The organism is Sphingobium sp. AntQ-1 (assembly GCF_028538045.1).
Taxonomy (GTDB): Bacteria; Pseudomonadota; Alphaproteobacteria; order Sphingomonadales; family Sphingomonadaceae; genus Sphingobium; species Sphingobium cupriresistens.
The window spans coordinates 1,799,421-1,823,818 of the sequence record NZ_CP117158.1 but is presented as its reverse complement, the minus strand read 5'-3'; the positions used below and the strand labels follow the sequence as shown (position 1 = coordinate 1,823,818).

The window sequence follows — 24,398 nt, the reverse complement described above, 5'->3', positions numbered from 1 at the left end:
CAGCAGGAATCTCCCATGCCCCGCCAGCTCATTTCCTCCGGCTCGCCCTTCGAGGCGCAGGTCGGCTATTCGCGCGCCGTCGTCCAGGGCGACTGGTGCTTCGTCGCCGGCACCACCGGCGCCGATCCCGAAACCAAGGCCATGCCGGACGATGTGGTGGCGCAGGGCAGGAACGCGCTCAAGGTGATCGGCAAGGCGCTGGACGAGGCCGGCTTTGCTTTTGCCGATGTGGTGCGCGTGACCTATTATATCACCGACGCGGCCTATTGGGACGTGATGGGCGAGATTGCCGGCTCCGTGTTCGGCGACATCCGCCCTGCGGCCAGCTGCGTCATCGCCGGTCTCGTCAAGCCGGACATGAAGATCGAAATCGAAGTCACCGCCTTCAAAGGGTAACAGGAGCACCGCATCATGATTACCATGTATGGCATCAAAAATTGCGACACGATCAAGAAGGCCCGCAACTGGCTGGACAATGAACGGGTCAGCTACAGCTTCCACGATTATAAGGTCGCGGGCGTCGACAAGGCGAAGCTGGAAGAGTGGGTGATGGAACATGGCTGGGAAACCATCCTCAACCGGTCCGGCACCACCTTCAAGGCGCTGGATGCGGGCGACAAGGCGCATATCGACGCGGACAAGGCGATCCTGCTGATGATCACCAATCCATCGATGATCAAGCGCCCGATCCTCGACACCGGCCGCGAAACCCTCGTCGGGTTCAAGGCGACGACCTATGAAAATGCACTGCAGGGCGTGAAGGCATGATCGGGCGGGGGCTGGCGCGCATCGGACTGTATCTGTTGATGAGCCTCATTCCCCTCTCTGCGGTTCAGGCCGAACCGATCCTGATCGCCCATCGTGGCGCCAGCGGCGAACGGCCCGAACATACGCTCGCCGCCTATGAGCGCGCGATCGACCAGGGGGCCGACTTTATCGAACCCGACCTGGTGTTGACCAAGGACGGCGTCCTGGTCGCCCGGCATGAAAATGAAATTGGCGGCACGACCGATGTCGCGGATCATCCCGAATTCGCCGATCGCAAGACAAGCAAGACGATCGACGGCGTCGCCATGACAGGCTGGTTCACCGAGGACTTCACCCTGGCCGAACTGCGCACCCTGCGCGCCCGCGAACGGCTGCCCGATGTGCGTCCCGCGAACAGGCGCTTTGACGATCTCTATCCGATCGCGACCTTCGAAGAGATATTGAAGCTGGTCCGCGCGAAGGAGGCCGAGGCCGGCCGTCGCATCGGCCTCTATCCCGAAACCAAGCATCCCAGCTATTTTGCGGGCATCGGCCTGCCGCATCAGGCCGCCTTGCTCGACCTGCTGGGCCGCTACGGCTATCAAATCGAGGCCGACCCCGTCTTCATCCAGTCGTTCGAGGTCGGCAATTTGAAAGCGCTGCGCGCCGCCTCGCGCCTGCGCCTGATCCAGTTGGTCGATGCGGAAGGCGGCCCGGCCGACCTGCCCGGCACGACCTATGCCGACATGCTGACGGTCCAGGGCCTCACCGACATCGCCACCTATGCCGATGGCGTTGGTCCGTCGGCGGCGCTCATCATCGCGCCCGAAGGCCCCACCGCGCTGGTTGGCCGCGCCCATGATGCGGGCCTGCAGGTGCATGTCTGGACGCTGCGGATGGAAAACATCTTCCTGCCCGCCCAATATCAGCGTGCCGACGACCCGCAGGGCCGTGGCGACTTCGCCTCCTGGGTCCGCGCCATTGCGGCCACCGGCGTCGATGGCGTCTTCAGCGATTTTCCGGGGCAGGTGAAGGCTGCGCTGGAGTCGGTGCGCTAATCAGTCATTCGTTCTTCACTCTGCCGGCTGCCACACCGAAAACTTCTTTCTCTCTCGCCACGCTTGACTTGCCAAAGCGGGTGGGCGGGCGAATAACAGCCGCATGTTGTCCCAGAAGACCCGTTACGCCATCCGTGCGCTTCAGCATCTCGCCGATCGCTACCGCCAGGGTCCAGTGCCCCTCAACGACATTGCGACGCGCCAGAATATCCCGTCCAAATTCCTGACCGTGATCCTATCGGAACTGTCGCGGGAAGGACTGGTCGCGACCCAGCGGGGGCGGGACGGGGGCTATTGGCTGGCGCTGGCGCCGGTGGATGTCAGCTATGGCGACATCGTCCGGCTGACCCGCGGCTCGCTCGCGCTGACGCCCTGCGCCAGCCGCTTTGCGCATGAAAGCTGCACCAACTGCCTGCCCGAATCGGAATGTCGCCTGCACCGTGTGATGCTGCGCGTGCGCGACGAGACGGCCAAGGTGCTGGACAGCATCAGCCTGGCCGAACCGTTCGCGACGATGGATGAGGCCTGAGCCTTGCGCTAGCGCGTCACCTTCGCCACATCATTCCCATGACCATGCCGCCGCTCAAAGCCGTCCTGATCCCCGTCACTCCGTTGCAGCAGAATTGCACCCTCTTCTGGTGCACCGAAACGATGCGCGGCGCCTTTGTCGATCCGGGCGGCGATCTGCCGGTGCTCAAGAAGGCGGCCGCCGATAAGGGGGTAACGATCGAGAAGATCCTCGTCACCCATGGTCATATCGACCATTGCGGCCAAGCTGGCGTTCTGGCGCGCGACCTCAATGTCCCGATCGAGGGGCCGCATGAGGATGACCGTTTCTGGATCGACCGGTTGCCGCAGGATGGCGAGCGCTGGGGCGTGCCAGGCGAGAGTTTCGAGCCGGATCGCTGGCTGAGCGACGGCGATCGGGTGACGGTCGGCCATCTGACCTTCGATGTCTATCATTGTCCCGGCCACACGCCCGGCCATGTCGTCTTCCACCATGCGCCCAGCAAGCTGGCTATCGTCGGCGACGTGTTGTTCCAAGGCTCGATCGGCCGCACCGATTTCCCGCGCGGCAATCATCAGGATCTGATCGACGCGATCACCGGCAAGCTGTGGCCGCTGGGCGGCGAGACGGCGTTCGTGCCTGGCCATGGCCAGATGAGCAATTTCGCCCATGAACGCCGCACCAACCCCTTCGTCGCCGATTCGGTGCTGGCGGGTTGATTATCCCCGCGCCGCCATCGCCGGCGGCACTGGCATTTCCCGCGTCGCCATATAGGCGATCATCAGCGCCGCGATCGCCATCGCGACCATCACGCCCCAGGTCAGCAGCGCGCCGCCCGCGCGCCAGACCGTGGGCTTGTCCGCGTCCATGCCGAACGCATGAGCGACCCGCGCCACCACATAGACCAGGGCGCCGATCCACAGCCATAGGGACGCGCCCACGGCCATTTCGACCAGCGCGAAGAGGATCAGCACGATCGGCGTATATTCCACGAAATTGGCGTGCGCGCGCATCCGCCGCGCCAGCAGGTCGTTGCCCGCATCGCCATGCATCACCTTGTCGGCGATGCGAATCCGCGCGCAGCGAGTCGCGATCCACAGGTTAAGCAACGCGCAGGCGGCGGCAAAGGTCAGCGTGATCGGCAGCAGCATGGAATATCCCCTCGTTTCTAGCGCCATATCCTAGACCGCATGGGCAAGGGGGCAAGCCCAAAGGGAAAGGAAACCCTTGCGCCGCGGACAAAAAGCGCTATAGGCGCAGGGCTTCGCGATCACCGGGCCGCATGGGTCTGCGGCGCCGTTGGCGTCCGCTTTTCTGTTCGGAACTGGCCGGTCGCACAACTTGATATTATACGGAACAAGGTGCCGACATGGCTGTCCCCAAAAGGAAAACGTCCCCCTCCAAGCGCGGCATGCGCCGTAGCCACGATTCGCTGCGCGTCGAAGCATTTCAGGAATGCTCCAACTGCGGCGAATTGAAGCGTCCCCACAATCTGTGCGACGCCTGTGGGCATTATAACGGCCGCGAAATCGTCGCCGTCGGGGCGTAAGCCCATCCCCATCTCCGCAAAGGGGTGATCTTAAGTGTCCAGTCAGCCGCGAATCGCAGTCGACGCGATGGGCGGGGACGAAGGCGTGCGCGTGATGATGGCGGGCGTGGCTTTGGCCCGCCACCGTCATGATGGGCTCCGCTTCACCCTGTTTGGCGACGAGACGCAGATCAAGGCTGCGCTCGATCATCACCCGAATCTGCGGGCGGCGTCGGAAATCGTCCACGCCGACGCCGTGGTTGCGGGCTCCGACAAGCCGAGCGTGGCGATTCGCAAGAAAAGCAGCTCGATGAGCATGGCGATCGCCGCCGTGAAATCGGGCCAGGCGGGCGCCGCCGTGTCCGCCGGCAATACCGGTGCGCTGATGGCGATGGCGAAGCTGGCGCTGCGCACCATGCCGGGCGTCGATCGTCCTGCGCTGGCGGCCTTGCTGCCGACGCTGGGCGACAATGACGTCGTGATGCTGGACCTGGGCGCCAACACCGAATGCGACGCCCGCAACCTCGTCCAGTTCGCGGTGATGGGCGCGGCCTATTCGCGTATCGCCTTCGATCTTGAACGGCCGCGTGTGCGCTTGCTCAACATCGGCACCGAAGATCTCAAGGGCACCGACGAGATTCGCGAAGCCGCCGCCGTGCTGCGCAGCGCGACCAGCCTGCCGCTGCAATTTGACGGCTTCACCGAAGGCGACAAGATATCCCGTGGCGACGCCGACGTGATCGTGTGCGACGGCTTTTCCGGCAATGTCGCCCTGAAAACGGCGGAGGGGACCGCCCGCTTCGTCACCGACGTGCTGCGCAAGGCGTTCACCAGTTCGATCCGCTCGAAGATCGGCTTCCTGATCTCGAAGCCCGCGATGCACCTGCTTAAACATCATCTCGATCCCAACAACCATAATGGCGCGGTCTTCCTGGGCCTCAACGGCGTGGTCGTGAAAAGCCATGGCAGCGCGGACGAAAAGGGCGTGGCCAACGCCGTCCATGTCGCCGCCCGGCTGCTGGAGGAAGACATCACCCGTCGGATCGCCGCCGACATGGCCGGCATCCAGTCGCTGTCGGCCGCCGCGTCCAAGCTGGAGCAGCCCGTCAAGTGATCCGCCGCTCCATCCTGCTGGGCACCGGCTCGGCCTTGCCCGTCCGTGCGGTCAGCAACGCCGAACTGGCGCAGACCGTCGACACCAGCGACGAATGGATTGTCGAGCGCACCGGCATCCGCAACCGCTATATTGCGGGTGAGGGCGAAACCACCGCCAGCCTGGGCGCGGAAGCCGCGCGTCAGGCGATCGCGGCGGCGGGCGTCGCCGCACAGGATATCGACCTCATCATCCTGGCGACGGCGACCCCCGACCAGACCTTCCCGGCCGCCGCGACCAAGGTCCAGGCTGCGCTCGGCATCGATGATTGCGTCGCCTTCGACGTGGCGGCGGTCTGTTCGGGCTTTCTGTACGCCGTCACCGTGGCGGACAGCATGATCCGGTCTGGCGCGGCCAACCGCGCCCTGGTGATCGGCTCGGAAACCTTCAGTCGCATCCTGGACTGGGAAGACCGCACCACTTGCGTATTGTTCGGCGACGGCGCGGGAGCGATCGTGCTGGGCGCGGAAGAAAGCGTGGACGGCAAGCGCGGCATCCTGGCCGCCAAGCTCCATGCCGACGGGCGCCACAACCAGCTTCTCTATGTCGATGGTGGTCCGTCCACGACCCAGACCGTAGGCAAGCTGCGGATGCGGGGGCAGGAAGTGTTCCGCCACGCCGTGGTCAACCTCGCCTCGGTGCTCAGGGAAGTGATGGACGTAGCGGGCCTGTCGACGGACGAGATCGACTGGCTGGTCCCGCATCAAGCCAATGCCCGCATCCTGGACGCGACCGCGCGCAAGCTTAAATTGTCACCCGATCGCGTGGTGGTGACGGTCGATCGCCACGCCAACACGTCCGCCGCGTCCGTGCCGCTGGCGCTCGACGTCGCGATGCGCGACGGCCGGATCAAGATGGGCGACCTGGTCGTGCTGGAAGCGATGGGCGGCGGCTTCACCTGGGGCGCATGCGTCCTGCGTCTCTAGGGCTGGATGCAGGATAGGCGGCGCTTGCCAAAGCGCTGCGAATCGATCACATTTCAGGCAGATCGTCCGCGAAGATGGTCGCTGGGGCGAAGAAGTGGGGATGGTCTATGAGCGGCAATGCAACCTTGACGCGGGCCGATCTGGCTGAGAGCGTGAACCGCCATGTCGGCCTGTCGCGGGCGGAAGCCGCTGCGCTGGTCGAATCGATCCTTGAACATATGTCCTGCGCGCTCGAACGCGGGGAAAATGTGAAGATTTCCAGCTTCGGCACCTTCGTCCTGCGCGACAAGACGCAGCGTATGGGGCGCAATCCCAAGACCGGCGTGGAAGTACCGATCGAACCGCGCCGGGTGCTGACTTTCCGCGCCAGCCAGACGATGCGCGACCGGGTCGCCTCGGTTTAAATGGCGGCTGGCCGCTTTTCCAGCATTACCATTGCTTTACCATAGTTGACGTCTGTACAATTATGGGTGCAACATCGCTGTCATGGAAAAGGCAGAGGGTGCATTTCTGACCATCAGCGAGCTGGCGGGCGAACTTGGTCTTCCCCAGCATATATTGCGCTATTGGGAAACGCGCTTTCCCCAACTGCGTCCGCTCCAGCGATCGGGCAACCGCCGCTATTATCGGCCCACCGACGTCGCGCTGGCGCGCCGCATCCACCAGTTGCTCAATGTCGAGGGCTTCACCGTCAAAGGCGCGCAAAAGGCGCTAGTGGACGGCAATGGCCACGCCCCCGTCGCCAAGGCTGAGCCGTCCGACCTGCCTGATCTTCTGGCCCGGCTCATGGCTATCCGTACGGCCCTTGCCAGGGCGATCGGAGATTGATCCGTCTTACGGTTTGGGTTCGCGATAGGGGATGAAGTCGCCCAGCGCGCAGGCGCCGGTCGTAATGCCGGTCTGCAAATTGGCGGTCGTGGTGAAGTCGCCCCGACACATTTGCGATCCATAGCTGCGCACGATCATCGTGTCGCCATAGGTCAGGCCGCTGCAACTGCCGATCAGTTCATTCTTGTACACCAGCCTGCGACTGACCCTGTAGAGCAGCACATTATTGCTGATGACGGTCAGGTTGCTCTGCGGCTCGCGATTGATGCAACCGACCTTCTCGCCGGCGACCTTGCCCGCCAACGCCTTGTCGAGTTTCGCCGTCTGCTTTTCGGTCAGCGGTGCCGGCTCATAGCTGCCGGCGCAGGCCGCCAGCAGCAGCGGCGCCATCCCCATCCACGCGCGCATCGTGATTCTCCCTACATCGACCATAGGACGGCACTATAGCGCAAAAACCGTCAGGCCGCGTCCTTAGCCGCGCGCCGTTCCGCCAGCTGCGCCACATCGCGCGCGCGCATGAAGATATTCGTCTCCCGCTCGATCCCGATGCTGGTCGGCACCGTCGCCTCGCCTCGCGCCCGCGCCGCCTCTACTGCTGCCACACGCTGCGCCAGCGCCGCATTGTCTGGCTCCACGCCCAGCGCGAAGCGGCCGTTGGAGAGCGTATATTCATGCGCGCAATAGACGATCGTCTCGTCCGGCAGCTTGGCCAAGCGCGCCATATTGGCAAACATCTGCGCCGCCGTTCCTTCGAACAGCCGGCCGCAGCCCATGGCGAACAGCGTGTCGCCGACGAAGATCACGCGATCGTTGGCCAGATGATAGGCGATATGCCCGGCCGTATGCGCCGGCACGGCCATCACCGTGGCGATATGGTCGCCGATCCGCACGGTGTCGCCTTCATCCACCGTCCGGTCCAGCGTGCCGATCTTCTCGGCTTCCGCGGCCGGGCCGGTGATCATACAGCCGCCCCATGCCTTTGCCGCCGCCTTGATCGCCGCATTGCCGCCGACATGGTCGCCATGCCAATGGGTGTTCCAGATCTGGCTGATGGTCCAGCCGCGCGCGGCCGCCGCCTCAAGCACCGGTTCCGCCACTGCGGGGTCGATCGCGACCGTCTCGCCGCCGGCGGCATCATGCAACAGCCAGACATAATTATCGGTCAGCACGGGGATGCGGACGACCTCCAGCATGGCTTACCAAATCCCGATATTGGGCATCGACGCCCAGGGTTCGGCCGGCGCCAGCCGTCCATCCTGCAACAATTCGATCGAGATATCGTCCGGCGTGCGGACGAAGGCCATATACCCGTCGCGCGGCGGCCGGTTGATCGTCACGCCCGCGTCCATCAGCCGCTGGCAGGTGTCGTAGATATTCTCGACCTGATACGCGATATGGCCGAAATTGCGCCCACCATCATAGGTTTCGGCTGCACTGCCATCGGCCGGCGGCCAGTTATAGGTCAGTTCGACCTGCGCGTCCTCGTCGCCCGGCGCGGCGAGATAGACCAGCGTGAAGCGGCCCTGTTCGCTGTCGAAGCGCTTGACCTCCTCCAGGCCCAGCAGTTCGAAAAAGGCGATCGTCTTGTCGACGTTACGCACGCGGATCATGCTATGCAGGAATTTGGGCAAGATATTCTCCGTTCGTCGCTGTCAAGCAACGGTTCACCTCAGGAGTATTAGATACAGCCCCAAGATAAGGTCGCGCATCACCAGACGGAAGAGGAAAGCGGATAATGGCGTTGGAAATGCGGGACAAGATTGTGCTGGGCGGCGCGGCGCTGCTGGCGTTGGGGACGATTGCGGGCGGTTATCTGCTGGGCGACGGGTTGAAACGGGCCAAGGCGGCGGACCGCTCGGTCACGGTGCGCGGTCTGGCGGAAAAGGATGTGACGGCGGACCTCGCCACCTGGTCGATCAGCTATTCGGCCACTGGTTTCGACCTGCCGACGGTCCGCGCCGAAATCGACAATAATACGCGCGAATTGCAGAGCTATTTCAAAGACCTGGGCTTCAAGCCGGGCGAGTTGACCCCGACCGGCGCAGGGGTGAACCAATATCTCAACAATGGCGTCAACAATATCACCATCACCCAGCGGATGCTGCTGCGCACGACCGACATCGCCCGCGCGCAAAAGGCGGTCGCGCAGCAATTCGACCTGGTCCGCCGGGGCGTGACGCTGCAGGAAGGGTCGGGCATGAAATACAGCTTCACCAAGCTGAATGACGTCAAGCCCGACATGGTCGCCGCCGCCACCCGCGACGCGCGCGCCGCGGCCGAACAATTCGCCAAGGATTCGGGGTCCGGGGTAGGGGGCATCAAGAGCGCCACCCAGGGCTATTTTTCGATCGACGCCCGCGATGGCGAGGGCGGCGACGGATCGAGCGACACGCCCTACAAGAAGGTGCGCGTCGTCACGACCGTCGACTTCTACCTCAAATAATCGGCCTTATCAGCACCGGCCCCGGCGACGATCCCGACGCGAACAGCGATCGTCCTTGTCGCCGATGACCGCGCCGACGGCGCCACCGATCGCCGCACCTTCGACCGTGCCAAGACCGGTGGCGCTACCCACGACCGCGCCGCCCGCGCCGCCGATCAGGCCGCCGCGGGTCGCGCCGCGCGAACAGGCGGTCGTCGCCATCGCACCGATCAGCAGCAGGCCGATCGCCGCGCCTTTCTTCCAATAACTGTCCAACTCGCTGTCTCCTTCGTGCAATCCCGCTGCGGTCGAGCGAACGGGGCAAAGGCGAAAGCGGTTCCGTTACAAAGTCTTGCTGGTGATCTTAACGGGCAGGCTTGGCGACGGGAAGCCGCGACAGATTGTCCGCCGCCGCCTTGCCGGACGGGCTGTCCGGGGCCAGCTTCACCGCCCGCGCCCAGGCCGCGCGCGCAATATCTTCATGATCGGTCAGGACGGCGATATTGCCCTCCTCCAGCGCGACCGAAGCATCGTCGGGCGACAATTGCACCGCCCGCGCAATATGCGCCTGCGCCAGGCGCATCTCGCCTGACCGGCGCGCCAGCGTTGCCGACAACAGCCAGCCCAGCGGGTCTTTGGGCGCCTGCGCCAGCGCAACGTCCAGCGAATCGCGCGCGGCATCCGGCTCGTTCAGCGCGACAAGCGCCCGCGCCCGGTCCAGATGAACCTCGCCTTTTTCCAGCCCGTCGGGCAATCCGCGCGCCAGCGCCGCGTCGAAATCGCCGCGCGCCTTGGGCAGGTCGCCGCTGGCCATGGCGGCATTGCCGGCCTGCGCCCAGAGCCGCGCCGCCTCCACCATTTCACCGCTGCGCTCGGCCTCCTCGGCCGCCTGCTCGAACGCCACGATCGCCGGCGTCCAGCGCTCGGCGCGCGCATAGGCAAAGCCCATGCAATGGCGCGCATAGAAGCTGCCCCCGTCGATCCGCCATTTCTGGGCGAAGGCGATCCCGGCATCGGGCGATTCGATCGCCTGGTCCAGGCACGCCTGAAACGGTTCGGCGAATTTGGCGGGGACAGGGATTTTTCCGTCCGCCCGCGCGGGAGCCGTCGCCGCAGGATTCACGGCCGCTGCCGCAGCGGCGCGCTCTTCCTGCTTCTCCCTGCGGCTGCGATTCATCACCGCCTCGGTTTCGGGGGAATAGGCCTGGAGCAGGAGCGGCAGGAGAAAGGGCATCAGAGGATATCCACCTTTTGGGCCAGATCGGCGACGGTGCGGATCAACAGCGCGATGTCGCCGTCGCGCGACAGGCGATGGTCGCCGTCCTTAATCAGCAGCGTCTGCACATCGGATGAACGCACCAGCCCCGCCGTTTTGACCGCCACATACCAGGGCACGTCGCGGTCCTGCTGCCCGTGGAGCAGTCGCACCGGGCAATCGATCGCGATTGCGCCCTCCAGCAGCCGCAACGCCTGCCCCGACTGCCAGAAGGTCAGCGTCGTGACATAGGGATCTTCGCCATAGGGAGACGGTTCCTCGATCCGTCCCTCCGTCGCCAGCAGCGCCTTGTCGGCGTCGGTAAAGCCCCATTCGGTAGAGTCGGGTGCCGCGGCGATGCCGACCAGCCCCACAACGCGATCGGGCAGCGCCAACGCCACCAGCAATGCCAGCCAGCCGCCCATGGACGATCCGACCAGCACCACCGGCCCCTCGACCAGCGCATCCAGCAACAGCAGCACATCGTCGCGCCAACCCGCCAGCGTCCCGTCCGCAAACCGCCCCTCGCTGGCCCCGCAACCCGCATAATCCATCCGCAGCATCGCGCGGCCCTGCTCTACGGCCCACCGCTCCAGCGCGACCGCCTTGCCGCCCTCCATGTCGGACATGTAGCCGGGCAGGAAGACGATCGTCGGTCCGCTGCCGACCTGCCGCCGATAGGCCAGGCGCAGCCCATCGGGCCGGGCGAACAGCGCGGGCGGGGTGGCGGGAATATCATTCACGTTCAGCATCCTTCATGATCTTGCGATGACGATCCCGCCTTAGACGGGCTTTTTGCGATGGCGAGAAAAATATTGGAGACAATGCGTTGACAGCTTTGGGGGACCCGGTTAGAGGCGCCCTCCTACCCCGTGCCCAGATGGCGGAATTGGTAGACGCACCAGCTTCAGGTGCTGGCGATCGCAAGGTCGTGGAGGTTCGAGTCCTCTTCTGGGCACCAATACTGGCTCTGGCAGCGTCCAGATAAGTCCAGTAAGCGGCTGGTTTCACAGCATTTCTTGACCGAAGATCGCCAGACACCGTCCGGCGAAATCCGGCTAAGGGCAACAGCAGCGACCACAAGATGTTGCTCTTTTTGTTGCCCTCGGATCGACCCGGCCTTGCTGGGAAAACGACCATGCTGACCTACATCCAGATCAATGCCGCCAAGCCGAGAGAGAAGGCTTGGACCCTGAGCGATTCTCAGAGCCTCTATCTTGTCATCCAGCCGAACGGTTCGAAGCTATGGCGCTTCAACTACCGTTTTCTGGACAAGCAGAAGAAGCTTCATCTCGGGGGGTGGCCAACCATAAGCCTCGCGGAGGCGCGTGTCCGGCGCGACGAAGCCAAGAAGAAGATTGCCGAGGGGATCGATCCGGCGCTGGAGAAAAAGCGCGCGAGGATCGCCGCCAAATATGCCGCGGCCAATACTTTCGAGGCGGTGGCGGAGGAATGGCTCGTCAAATGCGAGCGTGACGGCCTCGCGCCCGTGACTATCGACAAGATTCGCTGGTTGCTTGCCAAGGCCTATCCATTGATCGGCACCATCCCGATCGCGCAGATCACGCCGCATGAGGCGCTCGCCGTCCTTCGCAAGGTCGAGGCGACCGGGGCCTATGAGAGCGCGCGGCGCATGCGTAGCGTACTCAGCCGGGTGTTCCGTTACGGCGTTGCGACCGTGCGGTGCGACAAGGACGTCGCAGCCGACCTGCGCGGTGCGATCGCCGCGCCTAAGGTGAAGCATTTCGCCGCAATCACCAAGCCGTCGGAAGTCGGGCAGCTGTTGCGTGCCATCGACGGATATAGCGGGCACAAGGTCACGATCATGGCGATGCGCCTGTCCCCGCACGTGCTGCTCCGCCCGGGAGAACTGAGACAGGCAGAGTGGACCGACATCGATTTCGACGAGGCGATCTGGTTCATTCCGGCGGAGCGGATGAAAATGCGGCGGCCGCACCGCGTGCCGTTGTCGCGGCAGGTGATCGCGATGCTGAAAGAACTCCACGAGCACACGCACTGGTGGAAATATCTGTTCCCGTGCCTCGGCAAGCCGCGCAAGGCCATGTCAGAGAATGCCGTCAACCAGGGCCTTCGCAAGCTCGGCTATACGACCGACCAGATGACCGCGCACGGCTTCCGGGCAATGGCCGCCACGTTGCTCAACGAAATGGGGCAGTGGAATCCTGATGCGATCGAGCGCCAACTGGCGCATGTCGATACCAATCAGGTTCGGCGCGCTTATGCGCGTGGCGAATATTGGGATGAGCGCGTGGAAATGATGCAGCACTGGTCGGACTATCTGGATCGGCTGCGGGATGGTGGAACGGTGCTGCGCCCAGACTTCAAAGCCGCACGCGCAACAGGTTGATCGTCAGCCCATCGCATTGTCGACACTAAGACGTGGCGGAGCCTCGCTTCGCCACGTCGTGCCGCCGCCCGATCAGCAGGCCGAGTGGCCGTCATTCCTGCTTGGAACTGCGATCGCAGGAAGCTATGATCGCGTTATGTTCCTTTCGTCGTCCCGTCCTGTCCTTAGCGATCCGACAGCCCTTTGCGCGCCCGCAGTCGATCCAGACGCCCTCGATTTCGTGGCGGTCGATGTCGAGACCGCATGCGGACGCGTTAGCAGCATCTGCCAGATCGGAATCGTCGGCTTCCGCGGGGGCAAGATTGCTTTTGAATATGAGACGCTGATCAATCCGAGAGATTATTTCAGCAGCTTCAACACGCGCATTCACGGCATCACCGCAACCCAAGTCGCGGGCAAGCCGTGCTTCGGCGATCTCCACCAGATCATCGATGGTCACCTCGCGGGGCGGGTGACGGTCGCCCATAGCTACTTCGACAAGGGCGCGCTGAGCGCCGCCTGCCGCGTGCACGACCGCACGGCGATCGAGGCGACCTGGCTCGACAGCGTTCGCGTCGCAAAACGGGTCTGGCCCGAACTGCCCAGCCATCGGCTCAACGTCGTCTCGCAGCATCTCGGCATTCGCCTGAAGCACCATGACGCGCTGAGCGACGCCCGCGCCGCCGGGCTCATCGTCGTGAAGGCGAGCGAGGTGACCGGTATTCCACTGCAGGGCTGGCTCACCGCTCCTAAACGCCCGTCGGCTCCACCGGCACCAAAGCCCGCGCCCGGTGGTCCGCTCGTCGGCCAGCGCATCGCTATTCTCGGTGAGCCGCGCCATGGTGCGCTTGCGCAACGTATCGCCGCGCAGGGCGGCCGCGTCGTAGCCGCGGTCGGCAAGACGACCACGGTTCTCGCGGTCTGCGCTCAAGAGCCTTTCGGTTATGTCCGCTACGACGCGCAATACCGCAAAGCGCAAGAGTTGCAGGACCAGGGCAGCGGCATCGAGATTCTGAGCGCCGCGGCGCTCGCGTCGCGCTGCTCCGGCTTCTGAACACGACCCGGCCACCGACCCCAGTGACCCTCAGCCTCTCGCAAAAGCAGGTCCGACGTATCGTGCTCGCAGCGCAGGGGTTCGGCCAGCGCGGGCTGCCGCAAGCCAGCGCTTTGCAGCTTCGACGCACCCATGACCGGCTCGGCCTGTTCCAGATCGACAGCGTGAATGTCCTCACCCGGGCGCATTATCTTCCCGCCTTTTCGCGGATTGGGAATTACGATCCCGCCTTGCTCGAACGCGATGCCTGGGGCCCCAAGCGTCAGCGTCGCATGTTCGAATATTGGGCGCACGAAGCGTCGCTGCTGCCGCTCGATCTCCACCCGAATCTGCGCTGGCGGATGGCCAAGGCTGAACGCGGCGAAGCGGGCTATGTCGGCCTTCGACGCTTCGCGACCGAGCGCCGCGCCGAAGCCGACGCGATCCTGGATCGAATCAGGATCGATGGCCCGCTCACCGCCGCCGCCTTCGAGGACGGCAAGAGCAGGAGCGGCTGGTGGGACTGGAGCCATACCAAACATGCCCTCGAATGGCTGTTCTGGGCCGGCCTCATCACCACCGCAACGCGGCGCGGCAGCTTTGCGCGGGTCTATGACCTGCCTGAGCGGGTCATCCCGCAGGCTATCCGAGACCTTCCGACGCCCGACGCCGCCACGGCGCAGCGTCATCTGATCGACCGCAGCGCCCGCGCAATGGGCGTCGCGACTGCCGCTGACCTGCGCGGCTATTTTCGGCTCAAGCCCAACGAGGGCGACCACGCCATTGCCGCCCTCGCCGAACAGGGCAGCCTCGTGCCTGTCAAGGTTCAGGGCTGGAGCCAGAAAGCCTGGATGCACCGCGACGCAAAGTTCCCACGCCCTCGCCAGGGCGCCGCGCTGCTCGCACCATTCGATCCACTGATCTGGGAACGCGGCCGCGCCGAGCGGCTGTTCGGCTTCCATTATCGGATCGAAATCTATGTGCCGCAGGACAAGCGCACCCATGGCTATTATGTACTGCCATTCCTGCTCGACGAGGCACTGGTCGGGCGCGTCGATCTCAAGGCCGACCGCCAAGCCGGCGTGCTGCGCGCACACCGCATCGCGCTCGAACCCAACGCTCCGCCCGAAACGGTGGAACGGCTGACGATCGAACTCGACCGGATGGCCATCTGGCTGGGGCTGGCGTCGGTCAGCGTCGGCGAGATGGTCCGGACGAGTTGATAGTCCGGCCCTATTCCTTCACCTTTGCTGGCACTCCACCCTCCCGGCACCGCTCTCCCGCACTTGGAAGTTCGCGCGCCGGTCCCCATATCGGGGAAGCAATTCCACAGCGACAAACGAGATCACGCATGGCCAATGGCTGGGCGCCCGATGGCGCCGTTCAGGAGCAGATCGACGACAGCATCAAGGATGCTCTTGATGCGGCGCGCAGTCGCCTGCCGAGTGGCGAAAGCCTCGAGGACTGCGAAGTGTGCGGTGAAGAAATCCCCAAGAAGCGTCGCGAGGCGCTGCCGGGTGCGCGCACCTGCGTTGCTTGTCAGAGCGAGCGCGACCGCGCGCATGTAGCCCTCGGCGCGATCAACCGCCGGGGCAGCAAGGATAGTCAACTGCGCTGATGCGGCATGCGGCCGGTCCCTCTGGTCCCGTCGCCGGTTGCGCCGGCCAGTTCCGCTCAAGAAGGCATTTTCGGGAATAGGCCATAGGTCCGTCCAAGGCCGACCAAAGCGCGTATGTCCAAAAATGCCGCTGGCTTGCATGACAGGTTCGCAGTGCGGCATTCGGCATGCCATCATAGACGAGCGATTTTGCGCCCGGTCGATCAAAGCTTCAACGTGATGGAAATGATCGACATGGCAGGCATGAAAATCCCCTCTTTATAACGGTCATTCTCCCCAATTGACGGAACTGGGGTGCGCTAACCTGCGCCATGCGCGCCGTCCTGGCCTGTGCGCCCCTGTTCGGAATTGTGGCCGTCCAACAGCCAGGGATGCAACTTCCCAGGCGGCTCTAGGGCGGTCCATCAATGACGGGACCGGCATTGTCCGTCAGCAGCTTCAGGCTTCGATACTGGACCAAGGTGGCTCGCCCGACTTTTGTTGTTTCAAGGTCTCCGGATTGGATGAGTTCATAGATCCGGGACCGACTGAGGCCAGTGATCCGAACAGCGGTCGATATACGCACGGTGAGCGGCTCGATCTTCTTCTCCCAAGCGCGTTCGATCATGTCTGCCTCCGTGCCGCAGCTTCGCGCGATCGCACAAAGTTGCGATCGCTTTCGAGGAACGCGGCCAGCATGGCTGGCACAAGATCCACGACCGGTTCTTCAACACCATAGGTCGAGGCATAGACAGCAGCATAGGCTTGAAGCCTGGCCTGCAAGTCGGGGGTGATGGTGATGGTCAACTTGACCGGCGTGCGGTCGGGCAGCTTCCCTAGCTTGAGTTCGGCCATGTCAGCTTGTCCTGCTCTGATAGGGTGCCAGGATGAGATCGCGGGTCACGAGAACGCGAACGGGTGACCCGGGCCGGATCGTGACGGTCGGCTGGATGTCGAGGTTGCGCTGTGTGATCCGGTCGCCGGCGCGGGCGGTGTTCGACTGGGCGGATTCGCGGATTGCCTGGACGAGATCGCTTTCACCCGAGATCGACAGTTCTGAGCCAATGCCAAGCAAAGTGGCGATCGCAACGCCCTTCAGAAGTGTCCAGGTGTGGAAGTCGACCTTGTCGGCGACACCCGAATAGCCAGAAGGATCGGTCGCGGGCATATTGTCGAGCCGGATCGAGCCGCCATCGGGGAGGATCAAGCGCTGCCACACGACGAGCGCGCGACGCTGGCCGAACGCGACGATGGAGTCATATTTGCCGATAAGCCGGGCCCCCTGTGGCACCAGCAGAATATTGCCCGTCACCGTGTCGAAGACGTTCTGGGTCACCTGCGCCGTGACCATGCCGGGCAGGTCGGAGTTCAGACCGGTGATGAGGCTGGCCGCGATGACGCTGCCTGCAAGCAGGCTGTTAGGCGAGACCGGCGCGACCACATTGCCGGAGTTTAGGTTGCTGTCGTTATCGCGCGCGGAAGCGAACTGCTCCTTGCGCGTGCCGGTTGCGGCTGGACTTGGCATTGCACCTGACACGCTTGAGGCGGGATCGACTTCCAGAGAAACGGGAGCAGCGCGGCTTGATTGCATCTGCGCCATCAATCCAGATTCCCGCGCGGCCTTGAGATCGGCGAGATGCTGCTGGCGTTCGGCTTCGGCGGTATCGACCCGCGTGGATGGGGCAATGCCCTCTGCTTGTTGCTGCGCCCGCAGGATCGGCCGACCAAGGTCGCCGGGAAGCGGCGGTCCGAGTTTCGGCGCGTCGTCGTAGCTGGACGGTAGGCCGGAGAGCGCGTCGGATGCCGGTTTCGACATCGGCTGGGACAACTCGCTTTCCTGGGCTTGCCTGATGAACATCTGCGGCTTCAGCGCCATCCAGGCGATCCCCATCAGGCTGACCGACCCAAGCGCTGCGATCGCGATGATTGCACCCTTGCGGAAGCGGATCGCGCGTGCCGGCCGCGAACGGAGGGCCAGGGTCTCGGGATCGAGCTTTGCCGGACCGATTTGGGGCGCCACGCCCGATCCGGCTGGCGCGGTTGCTCCGGTCTCGGTCATGCGCCCCTCCGTTTGGCCGGTGGCGTAAATCGGTCGATGCGCACGATTTGCTGCTTCTTCAGACCAAGCCTGAGTTCGGCGGCGTCGAAGATCCGGTCGACGATGTAGAAGCGGCCATTCAGCCGGTAGTTGACCAGTTCGGCCTTGCCGTCGCGACCGACAAGGAACAGGGGCGGTGCCTCGCTGCTCCCCAGCGATGCGGGAAACTCTACATAGGTGCGCTGGCCGTCGTCGAATGCACGCATCGGACGCCACCCCGGCTTGTCCCCGCGGATCGTGTAATTGAAGTTGAGCGTTTCGACCGACAATCCCGTCGCGACCGGCGCGGCGGCTCGCTCGGTTTCCGCCTTGCGACGGAGCGCCAGCAACTCATCCTGCGGATAGGTCCAACGCATCGACGACAGCGCGGTCGCCAAAGTGCTGACAAGCCGGACATGATAGGTGCGACGGTCCGTTGTCACGACAAGATTGGTAGCGAGACCGTCCGAGAAGGGCTTCACGAGCAGATGCGTCTGCTTCGTTTCGCCGGAGCCACTGGTGGTATCGCCTATCACCCAGCGCGCGGTATCGCCGCTCGCCACTGCGATCAGCAATTCACCGGGCTGGAGGACGATGTCGGTCACCATGCCGGGCGCCGTGTAGGCGGTGTAGATCGTGCCCTCGCTCCAGGGATAGACCTGCGCGCCGCCGATGAACCCGGACGGCGTTGGCCGGAACGTCGCGACACGGTTTGCAGTCGCGACATGGCGGATCGATCCCGAAGTCACCTGAGGCTGGGCGAGTGCCGGCATGGCGGCGAAAATGCTGGAAAGCGCTATCAGGGTGGTCGGCTTCATGACTGTGTCTCCTGGGTGTTGCCGGCCGGGATGTCGGGCGCGGGGCTGAGCGTCGACGGGACATCGGTCGGGTCTGGTCGGGTCGAGCCTGCGACAGTCGAGGATGCGTGAGCGGGTAACGCGGCGGGCGCAGGGTGCACGCGGGCGTCGCCGTCCAGTTCGCGGCTCCAGTCGATTGCATGGACGTAGATGCCGAGCGGGTTCTTGCGCAGTACATCGGCCGAGACCGGCGGGCGCGTGACGGTGGTGAGGATGGCTGTCCAGCGACTGGTGCTGGACTGCGAGCCACGCTCGTAGGCCGTCTCGGTCCACTTCACCTGGAACGACTTGTCCGACGCCCGCACGATGCTCGTGACCTGCACCGACACGGTGCGCTCGCCGACATTGGCGAAGGGCGCGGCCGAGCGGGCATAGTCGTCTAGGAACTGCGCGCCACGCTTGGTGGCGAAGTCATAAGCCTCGAGCCAGCCGCGGCGCATCAGAACCGGGTCGAGCGAGATCGAGCGGACATTGCTGATGAAGTGCGACAGGTGCCAGGCAACCTGCGGATCGGTCGGCCGGTAATCGACATCGGCGGCCTGAACCGACCGCGCCTCACCGAGCCGATCGACCTCGACAACATAGGGCGTCACGCGGCTTTGCAGCGACTGCCAGGCAAGGCCGACGGAGGTGCCAGCGGTCAGGGCGAGGCAGCCGAACGCCATCAGCCGCCAGTTGCGCGCCTGCACCCGCGCCGAGCCGATCCGGTCGTCCCAGAGTTGGCCCGCACGCTGGTACGGCGTCTCAGGGGGTGGTGTGCGCCCGTAGCGCTGCGCACTTCGCTTGAAGAACATGGCTCAGTCGTTCCTTTCCTTGATGTCGGGGGTGGCGGAGGCGCCGCCGCGATCGCCTTGGCTAATGCTGTGGATGGCAAGTTGACGCCGATGCCGGTCGGTCTGCTGGTCGCGCATCGCGCGTGCCCAGGCGGGCATGCCGGTTGCCCCGCCACCGCTCGGTCCACCCTGAGACGACGCCGAAGAAATCTGGGTCGAGTTCTCGTTGAGCGCGTTCCATGCCGCCTTACGTCCGCCGGCTGCGGCCTCGCCCAACCCGAGCGCACTGGTGGCGCGTGACTTGGCGGCATTGCCGGCGGCACGCGCAACCCCGCCAAGGCCCGCACCGACCGAAGGCGTGGCGGCGGTTTCGCGACCGAGATGGTAGGCGGTCGATGCCGCGGACCCCATTGCCGTGCCTGATCGCACTGCGCCGAGTGCTGCCCCGCCAAGCGCTCGTGCGCCACCGGCGGCAGCGCCACCGGCCAGCATGGTCACGCCGGCCGCGCCGACCGCGGTACCCAGCGCCGCGCCGGCACCGAGTTGCGGTGCTCCGGCGACAAGACCCGAGGCGATCGATGGGCCGAAGATGCCGAGGCCGAACAGCGACAGGCTGGCGAGAACGAGGCTCATGGCTTGCCCGATGTCGGGCTCCTGGCCTTGGAGCGCTTGCGCGAACTCGGTAAAGAAGTTGGAGCCAATGCCGACGATTACGGCGAGGACCATCACCTTGATGCCCGAGCTCACGACATTGCCGAGCACGCGCTCGGCAAGGAAGCTCGTCCGGTTCCACAGCGCGAACGGCACGAGAATGAAGCCAGCAAGGCTGGTCAGCTTGAACTCGAGGATGCAGACGAACATCTGCACGGCGAGGATGAAGAAGGCGACGATCACCAGCGCCCACGCGAACAGCAGCACCATGATCGTCAGAAAATTATCGAAGAAGGTCGTGAAGCCGACCATCTCGCTTGCCTGTTCGAGCAGCGGCCAGGCCGCCGAAAAGCCGGTGCCGGCGAGGCGCCCAGGCTTGAGCAGGTCGTCAGCCGACAGGGTGCCGCCGCCTGCGGTCAGGCCGGCCTGAGCGAACGAGCGGAAAATGATATCGGCGAGCGTAGAGAAGCTGTTCAGGATGAAGGCGAACGCGCCGACATAAAGAATCTTCCGGAGGAACCGGCCGATGACATTGTCCTCGCCGCCCATCGCCCAGAACAGCCCCGCGAGCGTGATGTCGATGCCGATCAGCGTCGCGGTCAGGAACCCGACATCGGGGCCGAGCAGCCCGAACCCGCTGTCGATGTAGGTGATGAACACCTGCAGAAAGCGGTCGATAACGTTGAGGTCGTTCAATTGGCTGCCTTCCTGCTGGCGTTAAAAAGGTGTCGCGGGACGCGGATGGGGAGCTGGCCGCGCCCCGCGACGGCGACCGTTGGCGAGAGGGCGCGCCGCCGATCGCAGGTCCGGATCGGGCCTGTCGGCCCTCGGGGGGCTATTGGGGCGTGTAGGCCGATCCGGATCCAAGGAACTTCTTGGTCGCCGCGCGCGCCTCGGCGGCCTGGGTAGCGCGGCGCGCCTGTTCGATCGCCTCGCTGCGAAACTGCGCAGCCATCATGTGCTGGAGCTGAAACTGCTGCTTGGCGGTGAGCGCCAGCAGTTGGTTGGTGGCCTGCTGGGCTTGAAGCGATCCTTCGGCGCCCTGGCTGCGCGCGACGATGTCGGCGAGCGTCTCGGTGTCGGAGTGGATATTCTCCACGACCTGCGCCTGCACGGTCATCGTCTGGCGAAAGGCGCCCATGCTGGCGTCGAGCCGGGAGCGGGCATCGCGTACACGAGCATCGGTGCGCAGCGCCGACGAGAAGTCCTGGCGGTAGAGCGACTGGAACTTGTCGTCGAGCTGGTCGACCCGGAAGTCGATCGCCTGTGCCCGGCCCATCAGCCGGTCGATCTCGGCGAGCTTCTGCTTGAGGGCATCGAGCTGCGGAAAGTCGATGCGGGTCAGGTTCTTCCCCATGTTGACCAGCATCTGCGCTTCATTCTGGAGCTGCTGGATTTGCTGGTTGACGGTCTGCAGCGTGCGCGCGGCGGTCAGGATGTTCTGCGCGTAATTGCTGGGATCGAACACCACGCCGCCGAATTGGGCATGCGCCGGTGTGGCCGACATCACCAGGCCCATGCCGAGCGCACCAACGGTCCCGAGGCCGAGGGCCAACGCGATGACGTGCTTTCGAGTGGGGATACGCATTACTCTTCTCCTTCTTGGGGGGCTTGGGAGGTCGACAGGTCCGGAGCGGGGAAGTCGACAGCGAGGTCGGCCGCCCAGTCGAGCCCGGCATCGCGCAGAAATCCGGCGGCGAAACCGGCGCGGCCGTGCTCGGCGAGGACAGCGTCGATGCGCGCCTGCGCGACCGGGTCGGACGATCCACACAGCGCCAGTGCGACAGGGCCGAGGCCGAGTTCGAACAGCCGGTTGCCGCGCGCAGACTGGAGGTAATAATGCCGCTTGGGCATGGCTCGGGCGATCAGCTCGATTTGGGCGTAGTTGAGCCCGAACCGCGCATAGATGTCGTGGCCCTGCGGCTCGATCGCGCGGTCGTTGGGCAGCAGGATGCGCTGGGGGCAGCTCTCGATGATGGCCGGCGCGATCGCCGACCCGGCGATGTCAGCGAGGCTCTGGGTCGCGAACAGCACCGCGACGTTCTTCTTGCGCAGCACCTTGAGCCATTCGCGGATTCGCGCAGCGAACAGCGGATGGTCGAGGAATATCCAGGCCTCGTCGAGGATCAGCAAGGTCGGCTTTCCCGTGAACCGCTCCTCCAGGCGATGGAACAGGTAGGTCAGCACCGGCGCGACCGCCGTGCCCATGCCCATCAGCGCCTCGGTTTCGAAACACTGGACGTCGGCCAGCTCCAGATGCTGTTCGGCCGCGTCGAGCAGGCGGCCGTGCGGCCCTTCCAGCGTGTAGGGCTGGAGCGCGATGCGCAGCGCGTTCGACTGGAGCAGCAGCGCGAGGCCGGTCATCGTCCGCTCCTCGCGTGGCGCCGAGGCGAGGCTACCGAGCGCGGTCCAGACCGCGTCCTTCACCTCGGGCGTGACCAGCACATTCTCGGCGGCGAGCAGCGCCGCGATCCATTCGGCGGCCCAGCTGCGCTCATTGGCATCGTCAATGCCGACAAGCGGCTGGAACGCGAGCGTTTCGCCGTCCGCTTCGGCGGAGCCGAGCGCATGATGCGCGCCGCCCATAGCCAGCACCGCGGCGCGGGCGGAATTGCCCTTATCAAAGATGTAGACCTGAGCGTCAGGGTAGCGGCGAAACTGGAGAGCGATGAGGCTGAGTAGTACCGACTTGCCCGCACCGGTCGGCCCGACCACCATCATGTGGCCGACATCGCCGACATGGGTGGACAGCCGGAACGGCGTCGAGCCAGCGGTCTTCGCGATCAGCAACGGCGGTCCGTCGAGATGCGCGTTACGAACCGGCCCGGCCCATACCGACGAGAGCGGCATCAGATGTGCAAGGTTCAGCGTATGGACCAGCGGCTGCCGGACATTGGCGTAGACATGGCCGGGCAAGGATGAAAGCCAGGCCTCGACCGCGTTCACGCCTTCGCGAACGCAGGTGAAGCCCAAGCCGTTGACGATCCGCTCGACCGCGCGGACCTTGTCCTCCACTGCGGTGCGATTGGGATCGGTGACCGTGATCGTTGTGGTCAGATAGCCGAACGCAACATGGTCGCCACCGAGCGCCTGCAGGGCAAGGTCGGCATCGACGACCTTGTTGTCGGCGTCGCTGTCGAGCAGCTGCGCCGGCTGGTTGTAGAGCACTTCGCGCAATAGTGCGGTGACCGACTTGCGCTTGTTGAACCACTGGCGGCGCAATGACGTCAGCGTCTTGGTCGCCAACATCTTATCGAGCGCAATGAAGCGCGTAACCCAGCGATAGCCGAAATGCTGGTGATTGAGCGCATCAAGGATGCCCGGCCGGCTAAGGCTCGGGAAGCCGAGGATGGTCAGTGTGCGGACATGGAGGTCACCGAGCCGCGGCTCCAGCCCGCCGACCAGCGGTGTGTCGGCGAGCACAGCGTCGAGATACATCGGGGTTTCCGGCGCGGCGACGGCATGGCGGCGATCCGAGATGGTGCCATGGAGAAATGTGAGCGTCTCGCCATCATCCAGCGGCCGCACCTCGGGCATGAAGCCGCCGAGCAGGTCGAGCACCCGGTCGGTTTCGGCGACGAAGTTCTCCAACGCGCCGCGCCAGTCCCGCTCCTTGTCACCCTCGGGCCGCTCGACCAGCGAGCGTCCAGCGCGATCGGTTGCATCGGCCGGCGGTAGCCAGGTCAGCGTCAGGTGGTAGCGACTTTCGAAATGCGTGCCCTCCGCCTCGAACGCTGCCTGCCGCTCGCCGTCGACCAGCCAGCTCGCCGCATCGGGGAAGTCGCTGTCGGGATAGGCCAATGCGTCGCGCCGTTCGGCGTCGAAGAATAGCGCCCAACCGTTGCCGAACCGCTTGAGGGCATTGTTCGCCCGCGCGCAGGCCGAGACCAGCTCCGCCTCGGTGGCGGACTCGAGGTCCGAGCCGCGGAACGCCAGCACCCGCAGGAAGCTGCCGTCCTTATTGAGCACGACGCCCGGAGCGACCAGCGCCGCCCAAGGGAGATGGTCGGCGAGCCGCTCCGTGCGATCGCGATATTCGCGCAGGCTCAGCATGCGAAATATCCCTTCTGGCGGATGTGGCGAAGCAGGACGGGCGCGAAGCTCGGATCATGGCGGGCGGCCATCACCGCGACGCTGTGTCCGACCGCCCAGAGCAGCACCCCGGCCAGCCATTGCTGGAGGCCGAGGCCGACTGCGGCCGCCAGCGTGCCGTTGATGATCGCGAGGCCGCGCGGCGCGCCGCCGAGCAGCAACGGCGAACCGAGCGAGGCGTGGATCGGCACCTCGAAGCCCTCGATATGCTGGTCGGCAGAGGCAGTTTGGGCGCTCACGAGATCAGCGCCCCGCCGCCGAAGCTGAAGAAGGACAGGAAAAAGGACGAGGCCGCGAACGCGATCGACAGGCCGAATACGATCTGGATCAGGCGCCGGAACCCGCCCGCACTCTCGCCGAACGCGAGGGTCAGGCCGGTGACGATGATGATGATCACCGCGACGATCTTCGCGACGGGCCCCTGCACCGATTCCAGCACCTGTTGCAGAGGCTCTTCCCACGGCATGCCGGAGCCGGCAGCCTGGACCTGGGTGGTAAGCACCATTGCTATGCCGAGGGCCGCGCCGATCAGCAGCGAGTGATTGC

The 24,398-nt window shown here is 64.8% G+C and carries 32 protein-coding genes and 1 tRNA gene; 16 read left to right on the top strand and 17 right to left on the bottom strand.

Annotated elements, in window-relative coordinates:
- The first annotated feature begins 15 nt into the window (after nt 1-15).
- The 5 genes from sphantq_RS09125 to sphantq_RS09105 all read left to right on the top strand — a co-directional run bounded on the left by sphantq_RS09125 (nt 16) and on the right by sphantq_RS09105 (nt 3,032).
- Nucleotides 16-396 carry a RidA family protein gene (locus tag sphantq_RS09125; protein ID WP_066606754.1) on the top strand — a complete coding sequence of 127 codons (381 nt, stop codon included), beginning with the start codon at nt 16-18 and terminating at the stop codon, nt 394-396.
- A 15-nt stretch (nt 397-411) separates the two neighbouring features.
- Nucleotides 412-768, top strand: a complete 357-nt coding sequence (locus sphantq_RS09120) for an ArsC family reductase (RefSeq protein ID WP_224546372.1) — start codon at nt 412-414, stop codon at nt 766-768.
- Nucleotides 765-1,805, top strand: a complete 1,041-nt coding sequence (locus sphantq_RS09115; protein ID WP_129925581.1) for a glycerophosphodiester phosphodiesterase — start codon at nt 765-767, stop codon at nt 1,803-1,805. The genes sphantq_RS09120 and sphantq_RS09115 overlap by 4 nt, the downstream gene beginning before the upstream one ends.
- Nucleotides 1,806-1,908: 103 nt before the next feature.
- Complete coding sequence (locus sphantq_RS09110; protein ID WP_066606744.1) at nt 1,909-2,334, top strand: RrF2 family transcriptional regulator; 426 nt, start codon at nt 1,909-1,911, stop codon at nt 2,332-2,334.
- Between the two features lie 38 nt (nt 2,335-2,372).
- Nucleotides 2,373-3,032: an MBL fold metallo-hydrolase gene (locus sphantq_RS09105; protein WP_066606741.1), complete on the top strand. Its 660-nt coding sequence runs from the start codon at nt 2,373-2,375 to the stop codon at nt 3,030-3,032.
- Here the strand turns inward: sphantq_RS09105 and sphantq_RS09100 are convergent, their stop codons facing one another.
- Nucleotides 3,033-3,464 (bottom strand): MAPEG family protein, encoded by a 432-nt coding sequence (locus sphantq_RS09100; RefSeq protein WP_066606739.1) that lies wholly within the window; start codon nt 3,462-3,464, stop codon nt 3,033-3,035.
- A 218-nt stretch (nt 3,465-3,682) separates the two neighbouring features.
- On the opposite strand from sphantq_RS09100, the gene rpmF reads away from it, so the two are divergent.
- The 5 genes from rpmF (at nt 3,683) to sphantq_RS09075 (ending at nt 6,748) form a co-directional block, all read left to right on the top strand.
- The gene (gene rpmF / locus sphantq_RS09095; RefSeq protein WP_066606737.1) at nt 3,683-3,862 is read left to right on the top strand and encodes a 50S ribosomal protein L32; all 180 of its coding nucleotides are present in this window, start codon (nt 3,683-3,685) and stop codon (nt 3,860-3,862) included.
- Nucleotides 3,863-3,929: 67 nt separating this feature from the next.
- A complete protein-coding gene (plsX, locus tag sphantq_RS09090) occupies nt 3,930-4,955 on the top strand; it encodes a phosphate acyltransferase PlsX (protein WP_066606731.1) in 1,026 nt (341 codons plus the stop codon).
- Nucleotides 4,952-5,920 carry a beta-ketoacyl-ACP synthase III gene (locus sphantq_RS09085; protein WP_272800132.1) on the top strand — a complete coding sequence of 323 codons (969 nt, stop codon included), beginning with the start codon at nt 4,952-4,954 and terminating at the stop codon, nt 5,918-5,920. Before plsX ends, sphantq_RS09085 begins: the two co-directional genes overlap by 4 nt.
- 107 nt (nt 5,921-6,027) lie before the next feature.
- Nucleotides 6,028-6,324: an integration host factor subunit alpha gene (ihfA, locus tag sphantq_RS09080; protein WP_066606727.1), complete on the top strand. Its 297-nt coding sequence runs from the start codon at nt 6,028-6,030 to the stop codon at nt 6,322-6,324.
- A gap of 82 nt (nt 6,325-6,406) precedes the next feature.
- Nucleotides 6,407-6,748 carry a MerR family transcriptional regulator gene (locus sphantq_RS09075; protein ID WP_066606724.1) on the top strand — a complete coding sequence of 114 codons (342 nt, stop codon included), beginning with the start codon at nt 6,407-6,409 and terminating at the stop codon, nt 6,746-6,748.
- 6 nt (nt 6,749-6,754) lie between these two features.
- On the opposite strand, the gene sphantq_RS09070 is transcribed toward sphantq_RS09075, so the two are convergent.
- From sphantq_RS09070 to sphantq_RS09060, 3 genes are read right to left on the bottom strand one after another with little or no spacing between them, the layout of a single operon-like run.
- On the bottom strand, nt 6,755-7,156 hold the full coding sequence (locus sphantq_RS09070; protein WP_272800131.1) for a hypothetical protein: 402 nt from the start codon (nt 7,154-7,156) through the stop codon (nt 6,755-6,757).
- Nucleotides 7,157-7,206: 50 nt separating this feature from the next.
- Nucleotides 7,207-7,941, bottom strand: a complete 735-nt coding sequence (gloB, locus tag sphantq_RS09065; protein WP_066606716.1) for a hydroxyacylglutathione hydrolase — start codon at nt 7,939-7,941, stop codon at nt 7,207-7,209.
- 3 nt (nt 7,942-7,944) lie between these two features.
- Nucleotides 7,945-8,379, bottom strand: coding sequence for a VOC family protein (locus sphantq_RS09060; protein WP_272800130.1), 435 nt, complete (start codon nt 8,377-8,379; stop codon nt 7,945-7,947).
- A 104-nt stretch (nt 8,380-8,483) separates the two neighbouring features.
- Between sphantq_RS09060 and sphantq_RS09055 the strand changes: the two genes are divergently transcribed.
- Nucleotides 8,484-9,191, top strand: a complete 708-nt coding sequence (locus tag sphantq_RS09055; protein WP_272800129.1) for an SIMPL domain-containing protein — start codon at nt 8,484-8,486, stop codon at nt 9,189-9,191.
- A 9-nt stretch (nt 9,192-9,200) separates the two neighbouring features.
- Here the strand turns inward: sphantq_RS09055 and sphantq_RS09050 are convergent, their stop codons facing one another.
- The 3 genes from sphantq_RS09050 to sphantq_RS09040 all read right to left on the bottom strand — a co-directional run bounded on the left by sphantq_RS09050 (nt 9,201) and on the right by sphantq_RS09040 (nt 11,177).
- On the bottom strand, nt 9,201-9,446 hold the full coding sequence (locus tag sphantq_RS09050; RefSeq protein ID WP_242496129.1) for a hypothetical protein: 246 nt from the start codon (nt 9,444-9,446) through the stop codon (nt 9,201-9,203).
- A gap of 88 nt (nt 9,447-9,534) precedes the next feature.
- A complete protein-coding gene (locus sphantq_RS09045; protein WP_066606708.1) occupies nt 9,535-10,404 on the bottom strand; it encodes a tetratricopeptide repeat protein in 870 nt (289 codons plus the stop codon).
- Nucleotides 10,404-11,177 carry an alpha/beta fold hydrolase gene (locus sphantq_RS09040; protein ID WP_443021544.1) on the bottom strand — a complete coding sequence of 258 codons (774 nt, stop codon included), beginning with the start codon at nt 11,175-11,177 and terminating at the stop codon, nt 10,404-10,406. The genes sphantq_RS09045 and sphantq_RS09040 overlap by 1 nt, the downstream gene beginning before the upstream one ends.
- A gap of 122 nt (nt 11,178-11,299) precedes the next feature.
- Between sphantq_RS09040 and sphantq_RS09035 the strand changes: the two genes are divergently transcribed.
- The 5 genes from sphantq_RS09035 to sphantq_RS09015 all read left to right on the top strand — a co-directional run bounded on the left by sphantq_RS09035 (nt 11,300) and on the right by sphantq_RS09015 (nt 15,423).
- Nucleotides 11,300-11,386 (top strand) — tRNA-Leu (locus tag sphantq_RS09035).
- 177 nt (nt 11,387-11,563) lie between these two features.
- On the top strand, nt 11,564-12,793 hold the full coding sequence (locus tag sphantq_RS09030) for a tyrosine-type recombinase/integrase (protein ID WP_272800127.1): 1,230 nt from the start codon (nt 11,564-11,566) through the stop codon (nt 12,791-12,793).
- 136 nt (nt 12,794-12,929) lie between these two features.
- Nucleotides 12,930-13,826 carry an exonuclease domain-containing protein gene (locus sphantq_RS09025; RefSeq protein WP_272800126.1) on the top strand — a complete coding sequence of 299 codons (897 nt, stop codon included), beginning with the start codon at nt 12,930-12,932 and terminating at the stop codon, nt 13,824-13,826.
- Nucleotides 13,827-13,849: 23 nt separating this feature from the next.
- The gene (locus tag sphantq_RS09020) at nt 13,850-15,028 is read left to right on the top strand and encodes a winged helix-turn-helix domain-containing protein (RefSeq protein ID WP_272800125.1); all 1,179 of its coding nucleotides are present in this window, start codon (nt 13,850-13,852) and stop codon (nt 15,026-15,028) included.
- 128 nt (nt 15,029-15,156) lie between these two features.
- The gene (locus sphantq_RS09015) at nt 15,157-15,423 is read left to right on the top strand and encodes a DksA/TraR family C4-type zinc finger protein (RefSeq protein WP_272800124.1); all 267 of its coding nucleotides are present in this window, start codon (nt 15,157-15,159) and stop codon (nt 15,421-15,423) included.
- A gap of 391 nt (nt 15,424-15,814) precedes the next feature.
- Here sphantq_RS09015 and sphantq_RS09010 read toward each other — a convergent pair whose 3' ends face one another.
- The 10 genes from sphantq_RS09010 to sphantq_RS08965 form a co-directional block, all read right to left on the bottom strand.
- Complete coding sequence (locus tag sphantq_RS09010) at nt 15,815-16,030, bottom strand: DNA-binding protein (RefSeq protein WP_272800123.1); 216 nt, start codon at nt 16,028-16,030, stop codon at nt 15,815-15,817.
- A complete protein-coding gene (locus sphantq_RS09005; RefSeq protein ID WP_272800122.1) occupies nt 16,027-16,257 on the bottom strand; it encodes a DUF2274 domain-containing protein in 231 nt (76 codons plus the stop codon). Before sphantq_RS09005 ends, sphantq_RS09010 begins: the two co-directional genes overlap by 4 nt.
- 1 nt (nt 16,258) lies before the next feature.
- Nucleotides 16,259-17,461, bottom strand: a complete 1,203-nt coding sequence (locus tag sphantq_RS09000) for a TrbI/VirB10 family protein (protein ID WP_272800121.1) — start codon at nt 17,459-17,461, stop codon at nt 16,259-16,261.
- The gene (gene trbG / locus sphantq_RS08995) at nt 17,458-18,297 is read right to left on the bottom strand and encodes a P-type conjugative transfer protein TrbG (protein ID WP_272800120.1); all 840 of its coding nucleotides are present in this window, start codon (nt 18,295-18,297) and stop codon (nt 17,458-17,460) included. Before trbG ends, sphantq_RS09000 begins: the two co-directional genes overlap by 4 nt.
- Nucleotides 18,294-19,130 (bottom strand): conjugal transfer protein TrbF, encoded by an 837-nt coding sequence (trbF, locus tag sphantq_RS08990; protein WP_272800119.1) that lies wholly within the window; start codon nt 19,128-19,130, stop codon nt 18,294-18,296. The genes trbG and trbF overlap by 4 nt, the downstream gene beginning before the upstream one ends.
- 3 nt (nt 19,131-19,133) lie before the next feature.
- Nucleotides 19,134-20,456, bottom strand: coding sequence for a P-type conjugative transfer protein TrbL (gene trbL / locus sphantq_RS08985; protein ID WP_272800118.1), 1,323 nt, complete (start codon nt 20,454-20,456; stop codon nt 19,134-19,136).
- 139 nt (nt 20,457-20,595) lie between these two features.
- The gene (trbJ, locus tag sphantq_RS08980) at nt 20,596-21,348 is read right to left on the bottom strand and encodes a P-type conjugative transfer protein TrbJ (RefSeq protein WP_272800117.1); all 753 of its coding nucleotides are present in this window, start codon (nt 21,346-21,348) and stop codon (nt 20,596-20,598) included.
- Nucleotides 21,348-23,813, bottom strand: coding sequence for a conjugal transfer protein TrbE (trbE, locus tag sphantq_RS08975; RefSeq protein ID WP_272800116.1), 2,466 nt, complete (start codon nt 23,811-23,813; stop codon nt 21,348-21,350). The genes trbJ and trbE overlap by 1 nt, the downstream gene beginning before the upstream one ends.
- On the bottom strand, nt 23,807-24,091 hold the full coding sequence (locus tag sphantq_RS08970; protein ID WP_272800115.1) for a VirB3 family type IV secretion system protein: 285 nt from the start codon (nt 24,089-24,091) through the stop codon (nt 23,807-23,809). Before sphantq_RS08970 ends, trbE begins: the two co-directional genes overlap by 7 nt.
- Nucleotides 24,088-24,357, bottom strand: a complete 270-nt coding sequence (locus tag sphantq_RS08965; RefSeq protein ID WP_336314450.1) for a TrbC/VirB2 family protein — start codon at nt 24,355-24,357, stop codon at nt 24,088-24,090. Before sphantq_RS08965 ends, sphantq_RS08970 begins: the two co-directional genes overlap by 4 nt.
- Nucleotides 24,358-24,398: the final 41 nt, after the last annotated feature.